Here is an 11,484-nt window from a genome sequence, read left to right on the forward strand (position 1 = left end):
GAAGTCAGCTACCGTAAGAATCGCAATTCCTGAATAATATCAGGGCAAGCCTCACAAATCCGAGGCTCTCTTTTTGCCGCGGTAATTGCCTATGGTGTTCGGAGACGGTGACCCCGATTGCGCTGCGGATCTGGCGCATCGATTTGTGGACGGCATCGAGGAAGGCTCGACTGGCGTTCTCCATCAACGATCTGCGACCTGAACCGCGTGCGGCAGGGCCTTTGCCGCAGCTTCGCCATATCCCCCGCCGCGATCGCGATCGTGGGATGAGGGCGAGCCGGGCTTGGATCCGGCAGCAGGGTGACGATCCGGTGCCTTTCCAGGTTACAGATGATGCTGGCGTATCAGGTCGCGAGATCTTGAGTGGCGATCATCCACTGCTCGGCGTGATATCCCCGCTGCTGTTGATCCACAAGATCGACGACGAAGTCCGCGGACTGGCAAAACTGGACGAGACCGCACGCCGCCTGATGACGGTTCCTGGTGTCGGCGTGGTGACGGCCTTAAAGATCCGACATACGATTGATGACCCATCCCACCTTCGATCGGCATCAGCCGTCGGCGCTTATCTGGACCTTACACCGCGGCGCAGTCAGCCCGGCGCAACCATTGGCAAGATCTCTCGATGGGGTGGCCGGCTTCCCCGAACCTACTTGTTTGAAGCCGCGGCCGTCCTGCTTTATCGAACGAAGAAATGGTCCTCCCTCAACGCCTGGGGCATGAAGCTCGCAAAGCGGATCGGCATGAGGAAGGCAAAGGTCGCCATTGCGCGGAAGATCGCCATAGTTCTTCACTGCATCTGGGTCAATGGCACATCGTTCGACTGGGGTCAGGCGAAGGAAGCCTGACCCGGTTTGTCAGCTCCTGGTACGGTCCGCCGAACTAGCGATGTCCCGCTGGGACGGTGCTTGTGACGACCTCGTTCATTCATTCGGCTGGTGGCGGCTCGACCGTACTCCGCTGCAGACGTTGAGGCGTCCGCCCCGGACCTCATCATGAGGTGCTGCGCGACCTCGGAAAGGACCATGATCTCAGCGATGGCATCCGCAGGTCCAGGGCGCGTGCAATGCTTGGCCGACGATCATGTATCAGCTGCGCTCGCACCATCTCCACAACCCCGGCCAACGGCGCGAGCGCTACCGTCGTGCCGCAGGCGAATCCAGAAGGATTGCTTGACATTGAACTGCAAATTAAAGGGCCGAATGATAGTATTGCGCTAGGAAGCCGTCGATAGCACTGGGGGCCGGCGCGCCTGCCAGCCTTACTTACCTGGCATAGAGAACTCGTCCCGACCGGTGAGCCGCTTCTCGTAAAAGATCACCGCATATCCGTCCAGTATCCCTTCTCTGCGGCGAACATAGCCAGTGCTCTCATAGAGTCTTTGAGCCCCTACCTGGATCGTTGTCGTGTCGAGCACGATCTGCTTGAATTCCAGCGCAACGGCTCGCGATTCCAACTCACGAAGAATCCGTCTTCCAAGCCCCCGTCGTTGAAAGGAGGGATGGACCCGCATGCGCTTCAATTCTACGACGTCATTGTCAAGCGGTTTCAAGCCACCCATGGCAGCGAAATCGGAACCGATATGCGCAACCATGAAGTCGCCGCCTGACTTGATGTAGACCTCCCCGATATTCCGTAGATCATCGCCCCATGTCCCTTCCGGACTACATACACCAACATCCTGCGACGCGGTTGTATGCAGATGCCAGACATTATCGGTGTCCGCTGGCGCGAACCGACGAAAGATCACTTCGTCCTTAGACATCTATGATACTTTATCCTTTGGCATCGGACGCCGGTGCTCCGACACGATCCCGGGTTCTTCCGAGCAGATACTAATCCTCGGCCTACGGAGGCAGTGTCAATAGCCGCTGGCAAAGCACGACCTCAATACTCTCCGACGCCTCAACTCCGACAAGTGGTCGACCTGGCTCAACCGTGTGCTTCAGGGCCGCACGACGATGCATCCGGGTAAATCGGTCCAGCGCGCAAACACAGGCCTCGTGTAGTCTCTCGATTTCACGGCCGCCGCGCTCGACCACGGGCGAAATGGTTGCAGACCTTGGAAAGTCCGCTTTCCCTTCGAGCCAGGCTGGCTTGAGCCATGCATCCCTGTTGTCTGGCGACAGCCAACAGAACACCTTGCCAATGCTCGTCTGCGGATAGTATTCGGACAGCCGATATAGATCCCAATAAAATTGAGGTTTTTGACGAAATAGCTCTTCGCCGACCAGCAAAACCGAGACCGCGACAACGCGAGCCGAGAAACGGCCGCTTGGACCAAGCGTATTCCTATAAGGATTTTTTCCGTAGAACGCGCGAAACTGGCTGAACAGTTCTGGCGACATATGGTCCTCGAAACGCGTCAAAACATCTTGTGCGGACTCAAGCCGCGCCACGCATTGCGTAAGACATCGAGAAGCATCCGCGCCACCTAAGTCTCGCAAGTCGAGCAGCGCATCCATTGCTGACTGCAATTCGCTCTCGATCAGTTGATGGCCGGCGCAAAAATCACGCTCCTCGACGCCAACTGCGCCAAGGCAATACAGGCGGGGGTCGCTCTGTACCGGATTCGTAAGGATCATGTCTTCGTAGGAGAGGACACCAACGCTAGGCTGACGCTGGCACGTCAAGCTCGCCAGGCGGCTTAATTCCGCTCCCACGGTCAATTCGGCGTCAGAAGGATCGAGGCCGGCAAAGGCCGACATCTGATAAGTGCAATTGACGAGATACTGGATGTCTGTTTTGGCTATTTCGAAATCGCACTGCGGCAGCCTCAACAGCAGCCCGCTGTAGTCTGCCTCACCAATCATTGCGTTGACGCTACGCCCGAACGCCTTTATCGCTCCATTTGGTCGTTCACTACGTTGGATCTCCGCAACACAATGCGGCAGTTGTTCGACGGTAAAGTTGCTCACTGGTCCAAGCGGACGCTTTCGTTCACTTCGATCAATGCTATCAGTTAGATGAGAAAAAATGTCCTCCGAACGGTTGGGCGACCGTTCAGGGGCGACTGGCGAACCACTATCGACCGCAGTCGGGCGCACCACCGATGTCATTGAAAGACCTCTTTCATCTGAACACTTGAGCCGTATCTCGCCGCCGGCGAGTAATCATGTTTTTCGATAAGATCCGTTCGTTTGTCTGCTATCCGACCGTCATTGTATGCGACCTGCTCAAGCACATTATTCGAGAAGAACAGCAGTGACACTGCACCCGAATTGATAGTGCCGGCATCAGTTAACGAAAGGACGCCATCCTTCGAAATGCAGATGAGTCCTGCCTCCTTCAAGGCCCTTAGCTCGCGAGCAAAGTATACTTCAAGGGATACGCCAAATTCCCGTTCGAAGCGGGAGAGCAACACGCCGCTGCTTCGCAGGGCGAACATTAACGTCCTGCGCATGAGATCATCCTGCGATAGGACGACGCCTTTCCACACCGGTTTCTCGCCCGCTTCGACCCTGGACAAGTAGCGATCCAAATCCACTTCGTTGTAGAACTGACACTCGCTCATGAAACCAAATCCGCTGACCCCAAACGGGACCAGATTATTATCGTTCCAGGAATCGTATTTTCGGGCTTGTTGAAAGGAGTGCGGTTGCGACATCTTAGTCCAATAGAAAATCGGTCCATGGCGGTAGCCGAGACTCGTGAGCATATGCTCGGCCATAAAATGCATCATGACGCGCTCCTTCGCCCCGGCGAATTGATATCGTCCGCGCGCCAAGTGACGAGCTATGGGGTCGGTCGATTTGAACATCAATGGAAATATATTGAACTTTTCAACTTCCATATCGAGGAGGCCGATCAGAGAGCCGTACCAGCTCCGGAGCGTCTGCTGCGGCAATCCGTACATCAGGTCGAGCGACAGGTTCTCGACACCCATCCCCTTCAGCAACTTTACGGTTTGCATCACCTCGTCCACACCATGCCCGCGGTTGAGTATCCGCAAAATATCTCGATCTAGAGTCTGAACACCCAGCACGAAGCGGTTTACGCCGCCTTTAAGGAGAGTAGATATGCGATCGGCAGCGTCTGCCTGCTTGGCAAGAGACGGATGTAACTCGAAACTCACCTCCGAATTGGACAAGTCAAAGCGCTTCCCAATCATACCGAACAATGCTTTGAGCTGATTGTTCGTCAAGAATGAGGGAGTGCCGCCTCCAATGAAGGCTGTCTCAATTGCGCTGCCGGCCAGCGCCGCGTCTGACCAACTCATCTCCTTATCCAGGGCCGCCAAGTAGCGTTCGACTCGTCGGGGAGGAGGATTGATCTCCTTGCCGAAGTGGCAAAAGGTGCAGTTCTGATGACAGAAGGGGATGTGGAAATAGAGGTCAATCGACGGCGCAATGCGATCCAACAATATGTCTGGATTGATCTCCCCCATGGCCTTAAGGGGGGGGATATGTGCCGACCAGGTAATCGTTAAACGTGTCGAGGTGCAAATTGCGCGACCTTAACATGTCAATGTTGATGTCGTACGAGCGGTCGATCGCGAATTCCAGGGCCTCGGAATAGGTCGGCGTACTCATCTTTCGTGCTCCTTAGGATTTTGCGTTAAGGCAAAGGTGCGATGGCAGTTCTGTTCGTTCGGCGACGACGTAAGGATGTCGCTGTCGGTGCGAACATTGTGCGCGCGGCGGCGCCGACGGGCGCGAGCATTCGTCGAGAGAATGATGCGCTCCCCACAGACGTGTTGGAAGCGGAGGTGGTCTCGGCGAATTCGCTCCGAGCCACGAAGCTTTCGCGCGACCTCCCTTCGCTCCTTTCTCCGCAGCCGCCACTTTCGCAGGGCGCCAAACCTCGTTTGCCTCTTGGGCGATGCCGAGATTGCCCCTGCAGGATCCTCCGCATGCCGCATGACAGCTCCAGCCAGCCACACTGGTTCGGGCCTGCTCGGGACTAATTGAGCCGAATGGTAGGTCGATCCGATCGTCTTGAGCGTCAGCCAATTTGGATGACGGCAACGACTCCGGCGTTGCGCCCGGCAAAGTTCGGGCCGCCCCCAACTCCACGTTGTCGCGGCAATTGCACTTATTCTGATCAGTCGAGCAAGTCTCATCTAAATCCCTGGGCCGACGACGGAGAGACCGCCACGGTCGGGCGGATCGGTCACCGTGTTCCAGCAAGCGACGTGCCATCAAAGATGGGCAACGCTTGCTTGAAAACAGGCGCAAACACGCGCTCCGGACCGCGAGGAGGTGAGGCTTGCGCTTCGGTGTCCAGTCTCGAACAAAAGAGCTTGAACCAGACACACCTGTGCAGCGCCTATCGTGACTGACGGCGACTAGTCTCTCTCAATCCGACGGTCGCCATCTTCAAGGAAGGCAGCGACGACGACGAAGAGGAATTCAGGCACGTAACTTGCGCGGTTGCGGCCACCGATCCGTTGGCAGCCGGGAAGTTGACCATGAAAGACTGCGGCGCCAAGGCTGCAACCCTAAACTGCCCGATCGAAGAGGAACAGTTGCAAAGGCTCGGCTTGGGCCCGATGAGCTGATAGCTATACAGGATGACGAGATCGCTCCAATCATCCCCTGACCCGGACGCCACTAAGCGCTGCACGGCGGCATCGCGGTGGGCCTCGTGGAATCGCCCAGATAGCGATACCTTCACCCGCCTCGCAGACGATTTTCTCGGTCGTCGGGGCCATTGCCGTCAGCATCACGGCCTTCGTCCGACTCACCGGAATGGCCGCAGGCGGACCAGCCAAACACCGCTTGACGCGCGGCTGATATCGGTAGGACGGTGGGGCCGCTCCAGGCATCCAGACTGGCACCAAGCCTTCATCATCGAGCCTGCGCTAACCGCGGCTTTAGCGCCGATGGTGCGAGCTCGGAAACAGAGATCATGGAGGACACCGTGGCGACCATCAGCATCTTCCGGAAGACCGGCAACAACGAGTTGACCGGTCCGATCCGCACGCTCGCCTTCAACGTCAAGGCACGGCCCGTCTCGCATCGAGAACCCTCGGACAAGGGGGCCGGCCTGCGCTCCTGCCTTTAGCCGTTCAGCACATCCTTGAGGGCCTTGGCCGGGGCGAACGTCAGCTTCTTCGCCGCCGCGATCTTGATCGTCGCGCCAGTCGAGGGATTGCGGCCTTCGCGTTCCGGGGTGTGCTTCACCTTGAACTTGCCAAAGCCCGGCACATTGGTTTCAGCGTCGCTCGCTGCTGCATCGGCGATAGACTTGAAGACACCGTCCACGATGGCCTTGGCTTGCGCCTTTGGCAGATTGTACGCCTTGGCGATCTCGTCGGCGATTTCAGTGGCGGTGGTCATGGTGTGACGTTCCTCGGGGATGTCGGTTGCAATTGGCTGTCCACCACGATGCTGTGGCCGGCCGCAATGTACGCCTGCGCCCGTTCCACCGCCCGATGTGCCGAGCGCCCCGGCCGAAAGCCGAAGCTCGTCTCGGCGAACGTCCTATCCCAATCCGCCTGCAGCACCTGCATCACCGCCTGCTGGATCAAGCGGTCGAGCACCGTCGGAATGCCGAGCGGCCGCAGGCCGCCCGACGCCTTCGGTATCTCCACCCGCCGCACCGGCTGTGGCTTGTAGGTGCCGTCAAGCAACTGGGCTCGGATCGCAGGCCAGTGCTCCTTCAGGTGGGCTGACAGCTCGCCGACGGTCATCCCGTCGACGCCCGCCGCGCCCTTGTTGCGCTTTACTTGCGCCAACGCTGCCTTCAGATTCTCACTCTCGACAACGTCTTCCATCGACGGTCCTGCGACCGCCGGGCGTTCGAGACAGACTTCCGCCGCACGCGCTTCAGGCTCTCGGGCGCCGGCGCTTCGGGCTTCACCCTCCGCTCCGGGGCTCAAGTTCAGCTCGACCTGATTCTTCTGCCGCATGGCTCGCACGAGATCGCCGCTCTACTGACCACTTCCACCGTTCAGGCCTTCAGCGGCGCGCTGCCGCCTACTACGCCCTCGGCTGACTTCTGCGCTGCGGTCAGGCCGTCTTGCGACGGTCTCAGTCTCGTTGCCGAGACACAGCGCAGACCTCCCGAGGTAAGACCGACCGCCTTCACCGCACGCCCGCCGAATTTACCACCCCGACCTTTGATGACCTTGGACTTCGCGATCAATTGCTCGCTCGTCCGGCCGGGTAGGCCTCGTTATCCGGTGTTTGTCCATCGGGCCGCGGCTTTGCTCCACGCTTTCTTCAGACCCCACCTCACGATGACGCCCTTGCGCTTCGCTAATCCTTCGCCGCCATCAGGCTGGATATCTAAGCCCCCCAGCCGATAAAGGCGCCGAGTCGCATCCGCGCGGCTCTTGAGCCGACGAGGAAATCATGGCACCAAAGGCTAAGCCTTTAAGGCATTTGCGCGCGCGGGACATTGCTGAAGCGGTCCATTTCGCGACGCGAGTATCCTATAAAAGGTGGCCGACGGGCGTGTGGTTTGAGCTAAGAGATCGGATGGTCAGAACAGCCGACGGGCAATTCTATCTTATCGAAGATCACCCCATTAAGCTTGACGGCCATGAAGTCGCACGGCCTTACAGTCTAGCGAGCGTCTTTGCGTGGCTGCATGATTGCCCACAACAGATTGAGCTTTGAACGGCCCAAGCGGGCCGCTTTTCGTTTGTAAATTTTCCGCGCGGATCTTTGTCAGCTTTTGGAAAGCTAGCCCGAATACTCAGCCATTGAGCTTAGCGGCGCGTGGCAGGGACAGTGCGTGCCCCGGTGTACGCGAGGGGGCTAGAGCGCCGAGTCACGTCACCGCTAATCTCAATTGCAGCGCGGGCGCGGTAGGGACAACGCCCGATTCTTATCCTGACCTGGCGCCGAGCCGTGCCCGCGTTGCTTCCGGTCGCTGAGACTGATCGCCCAAGCGTCTGGCGGCAACCAGTCCTGGTAGTTGCGCCACGGGCTTTCCCGGACGATACTTTCCGCCGTCAGCTTCAGTCGCTTGACGCTGGCCATGTTGAAGTTGGCGGGGCGTGGTAGGGACAGCGCCTCTAATTCCAGCTCGGGCGCGGAGTCACGTTGCCGCTAACTTCTACCATAGGTCCAAATGGACGGTGATCATCAGCGTGACAGACCTTCGCCCGCAGAGCTGAGACGTTCGGAGCGGATACTACGCGCCGATCAGATCGCACCTCGGGGCCTCACTAAGGCCAACGCAGCCGCCTATTGCGGGTGCTCCAAGGACGCGTTCAACACGTGGATTAAGAAGGGCTTGGTACCGGAGGCTATCCCCGGCACTCAGCGTTGGGATCGCAAGGCGATTGATTGGTATCTGGACCGGGCGTCCGGTCTGCCTACCGGGGAGACCGCATCGAGCGATCCGCTCCCAGCCTGGCTGACCTCAGAACGGAAGGCTGGCAGATAGGAGCGTACACGTCCAACCTTTTCAAGTGACTCTCGGGAGGCGCTCTATCAAAATTATACTACTGATCAGCCGGATCGCCAATGAACTTTATCCTTGCGACAATTAGGGGCACTCAGGGAGTGAAAGCAAATTGTCCGGTTGAATGCCGTCGGCCTTCGTCTTGATGTACTTGTGCCCGTTGTGGACGGCCACAATCACATCGGCCGTGCGCTTTTCCTCGACATAGAACTCCCATACACCGTTTTCGATTTCTTTGATCGTGTGATCGACGGATTGCTTCCACCTAGACCCGTCCGGGTTTACTCCGCCAACGTTTTTGATTCGCTCGTGAGGGTTCTGCCTGTCAGTCTTGTTGATGCATTGAATTCGTATGCGGCTGGTCACTCGGGTCTCTCCCATCTGCAAGAAAAAAGAGCCTCAGTGTGGACCTCGGCCGTGGGTTAGTGTGCCGACCAATCCCAGTAGGTTGCCTTGCATCCTTCTCGGCGCCGAGTCGCGCCCCCATTGCCAGGCGACCGTGACTGTGATGCGGCAACCAGTTCTGGTAGTTGTGCCACGGCTTTTTGCGGTGGATGTATCCTACCGACAGCCTTCTTCCCTCCCGAAGCTGGCGGTGGAGTTAGCGGCGCGCGTGGTAGGGACAGCGCTTCTTCTTCTCTCAGATTGAGCGCCGAGCCACGTGGCCGCTAACTCCCAACCATGGGGCCAAAGGATGCATATATTCGAGCGGCACATCACGGCCCTACGGTCGCAAGCGCTTGAGGTGCTTACAGCCAATCAGGCCCGGGCGGCCGATCAGTCTTTGAGCCTGGCAGATCGCCAAGTCGCGACATTTGATGCCGAGGAGGCTCGGGCAGTGTTAGGCATCCTCGACAGCGTGAAGCCCAATCTTAGGCCGAACGACGCGCGGCGGATCGCTGCACGCATACGCGCGCTTCTAGAGTGGGAGGGTTGAGTGCCGCACGACTCTCTCGGGGACAAAGGCGGTCAGCCCCGGTCTTCGGCGACGGTCTGGTCAACAAGGCCTACTTAAACTCGTGAACATCAGCGGCGAAGGAGTTCGACTAGGCAGCTCTCCGGCAATTCATGTCCTGTAGGGTAGCCAAAGTCATTTCGATGAAACGTCAGCTTTCTTGACCAGCACTTTAACGTACGTATCCATCAAGTACACCGAGCGCCTGGCTGAGGCTGGCGTCGAGCCGTCTGTCAGCAGCGTCGGAGATTCCTATGACAACGCTCTTGCCGAAACCATCAACGGTCTCTACAAGGCCGAGGTGATCCATCGGCGCGGGCCATGGCGCAGCTTCGAGGCCGTCGAGTTCGCCACTCTCGAATGGGTCGACTGGTTCAACAACCGGCGGCTCCTGGAGCCCATCGGAAACATCCCGCCGGCCGAAGCCGAGCAACGCTACTACGCCATGCTGGAACAACCAGCCAAGGCGGCATAACTTAAACCAAATGGCCTCCGGCAAACCCGGGGCCGTTGACTATGATTGCCGGAAAGAGCTTCAGCGAGCCTGCGAACAAACCCCTTCGCCTTTTCCTTGGGTATCGTCGTGACGACGGACATGCGCCCGTGCGACTCTTGCTTGCGGGTGCTCAACTTGGGCGCCGCTCGAGCAGGATAGCGCCGATGAGACGCAACCTTCGCTTGCAGCATCGAGTGCAGGCCGCTTAAACTCTAGCCCCTGAGGAGCCCGACGCTCCTTTCGCCAGCCGCCTAATCAGCCTCAAATCATTTGACAACGGACAACGGTTGCCCCGCTTGTGCGGTGCCATCAACCGGTCGGCCCTCTGCTGAGATGTTTCGTTGTCGTGCAGAACTTCGAGACTACAGACGCGAGCGATCGCCACGACGCGGCGCGAGATTCGCTGATGGTTCATGGATTTTGCTTTTAGCTCTGATGCCGGTAGCGGACTGGCTGCCGGGGTTCAGAAACCGTAATCGTGACCGGCCAATGTGCTTTTGGGGTGCCCTTGGACACGGGCGCACCGTCCCCGCCGAACGGGGCTGTTAGCACGCTGGCCCATTGATGGCCACTGATGCTGTCTTCGGTTTCTGAGACCCAAGCCTATGGTCGCACACAACCTAGACGGTTGCAATGTTAATATTCTACTCTAGGCGCGACGAAACCGCGCGCTTCCGTTGCAAGGCTCGACGCTGAAAGAACTTGGCCTTCCATTTGTAGATGCTGGCGTCGCTGACGCCGCCGATCTTGTTGACCTGCGACGAACGCCTTGTTCCCCACGCAGACCAAGGGCACGCCCGCTGCAGAACCTGGCACGGCAGCGCTCGACAGGGCCGGCCTCAGAAGCGCGGTCGGAAAGTGGATAAGTGTTCGGTGTGAGATTCCGCCCTGCTGATGCCACGCGCTTTGGTGTTGCGGGGCGGGCGTGGCGGGAAAGGTCGGCGCCGATCTCATGTGGTCAGCGATTAGCTGGCTGGTGGGGGTATGGGTCGTGGCCATATGTCCACTCGATTCTAAATTGGTGGTTTCCCTTTGAACGAGAACCTGAGCGACGTGCCCTGCCGCGGCGTCGACGGCGACGCGGTCGCCTCTTCCTCAGTGGCGTAGGGGCCGGAGTACTCAAAATTGAGCGCAACCTTCCACCGGCCTTTATGGCGCGACACGAAGTATTGAACGCCAGCCATAAAGCTTGCTCCGGCCTCGCCCCTGTGATCGACAGATGGCCTTACTCTGCAAATCTGCCGCGGTCGCCTCAACTACCGAATTTGGTGGGCTCGGAAGGAGCAGCGCCTTGTAGTGATAGGGCTGGACTGTTGCTGTGACCGGGGAGACCAACTGCCGGGCCTTGGTCGCTTCCCTTATTCACGAGCGATCGCGGCTGCAATCGGCGAGATCGAGTGTCGAGAGCGAGATGTCGCCTAGCTGCTAGCCAGTCTTTTCTCTCTCGTTAGAGTCAAAGGCTGGATTGATGACGGATTGGGAGACGATCCACTTTTCCATTATGACCGTGATCCCAAGCTCTTGTTCCGTCTCAGCCCTCGGGAAAACATGCGTTCGATCGTCAAACTCGTCAGGGTCCCTCACGGTAGCAGCACGATTTGAGCCGAACCGCGTTGCCGCGCCCTTTCTATTGCCCCCCTGCACGCCCTGGGGAACGTCATTGGGATCTCCGTTC

7 protein-coding genes and 3 pseudogenes are annotated in these 11,484 nt (G+C 58.5%); 3 read left to right on the forward strand and 7 right to left on the reverse strand.

Annotation, left to right across the window (positions count from 1 at the left end):
* Positions 1-115: 115 nt before the first annotated feature.
* Positions 116-344 (reverse strand): annotated as a pseudogene (locus BJA_RS43515) (ISL3 family transposase); the annotation flags it as partial.
* Between the two features lie 9 nt (positions 345-353).
* Here BJA_RS43515 and BJA_RS43520 point away from each other — a divergent pair.
* Positions 354-848: pseudogene (locus BJA_RS43520) on the forward strand (transposase); the annotation flags it as partial.
* 413 nt (positions 849-1,261) lie between these two features.
* On the opposite strand, the gene BJA_RS42115 reads toward BJA_RS43520, so the two are convergent.
* From BJA_RS42115 to BJA_RS42125, 3 genes are all read right to left on the reverse strand, one after another.
* Positions 1,262-1,765 carry a GNAT family N-acetyltransferase gene (locus BJA_RS42115; protein ID WP_011091014.1) on the reverse strand — a complete coding sequence of 168 codons (504 nt, stop codon included), beginning with the start codon at positions 1,763-1,765 and terminating at the stop codon, positions 1,262-1,264.
* Positions 1,766-1,847: 82 nt separating this feature from the next.
* A complete protein-coding gene (locus BJA_RS42120; RefSeq protein WP_011091015.1) occupies positions 1,848-3,059 on the reverse strand; it encodes a hypothetical protein in 1,212 nt (403 codons plus the stop codon).
* On the reverse strand, positions 3,056-4,360 hold the full coding sequence (locus BJA_RS42125; protein ID WP_233475822.1) for a coproporphyrinogen-III oxidase family protein: 1,305 nt from the start codon (positions 4,358-4,360) through the stop codon (positions 3,056-3,058). The genes BJA_RS42120 and BJA_RS42125 overlap by 4 nt, the downstream gene beginning before the upstream one ends.
* A gap of 1,490 nt (positions 4,361-5,850) precedes the next feature.
* Here BJA_RS42125 and BJA_RS42130 point away from each other — a divergent pair.
* Positions 5,851-6,006, forward strand: coding sequence for a hypothetical protein (locus BJA_RS42130; protein ID WP_018646329.1), 156 nt, complete (start codon positions 5,851-5,853; stop codon positions 6,004-6,006).
* On the opposite strand, the gene BJA_RS42135 is transcribed toward BJA_RS42130, so the two are convergent.
* From BJA_RS42135 to BJA_RS42145, 3 genes are all read right to left on the reverse strand, one after another.
* Positions 6,003-6,281, reverse strand: coding sequence for an HU family DNA-binding protein (locus BJA_RS42135; RefSeq protein ID WP_011091019.1), 279 nt, complete (start codon positions 6,279-6,281; stop codon positions 6,003-6,005). The two genes, BJA_RS42130 and BJA_RS42135, sit on opposite strands and share 4 nt — an antisense overlap.
* Positions 6,278-6,853, reverse strand: coding sequence for a reverse transcriptase domain-containing protein (locus tag BJA_RS42140; protein WP_063921588.1), 576 nt, complete (start codon positions 6,851-6,853; stop codon positions 6,278-6,280). The genes BJA_RS42135 and BJA_RS42140 overlap by 4 nt, the downstream gene beginning before the upstream one ends.
* A 1,589-nt stretch (positions 6,854-8,442) precedes the next feature.
* A complete protein-coding gene (locus tag BJA_RS42145; RefSeq protein ID WP_370057846.1) occupies positions 8,443-8,724 on the reverse strand; it encodes a DUF3892 domain-containing protein in 282 nt (93 codons plus the stop codon).
* A gap of 767 nt (positions 8,725-9,491) precedes the next feature.
* Between BJA_RS42145 and BJA_RS42150 the strand changes: the two are divergent.
* Positions 9,492-9,788 (forward strand): annotated as a pseudogene (locus BJA_RS42150) (integrase core domain-containing protein); the annotation flags it as partial.
* Positions 9,789-11,484: the final 1,696 nt, after the last annotated feature.

The sequence above is a fragment of the Bradyrhizobium diazoefficiens USDA 110 genome (assembly GCF_000011365.1).
GTDB classification, from domain to species: Bacteria; Pseudomonadota; Alphaproteobacteria; order Rhizobiales; family Xanthobacteraceae; genus Bradyrhizobium; species Bradyrhizobium diazoefficiens.

Excerpts from the sequence above, each read along its gene's own strand:
- BJA_RS42140 (WP_063921588.1), bottom strand. The coding sequence starts at position 6,853 with ATGCGGCAGAAGAATCAGGTCGAGCTGAACTTGAGCCCCGGAGCGGAG.
- BJA_RS42115 (WP_011091014.1), bottom strand. The coding sequence starts at position 1,765 with ATGTCTAAGGACGAAGTGATCTTTCGTCGGTTCGCGCCAGCGGACACC.
- BJA_RS42120 (WP_011091015.1), bottom strand. The coding sequence starts at position 3,059 with ATGACATCGGTGGTGCGCCCGACTGCGGTCGATAGTGGTTCGCCAGTC.
- BJA_RS42130 (WP_018646329.1), top strand. The coding sequence starts at position 5,851 with ATGGAGGACACCGTGGCGACCATCAGCATCTTCCGGAAGACCGGCAAC.
- BJA_RS42135 (WP_011091019.1), bottom strand. The coding sequence starts at position 6,281 with ATGACCACCGCCACTGAAATCGCCGACGAGATCGCCAAGGCGTACAAT.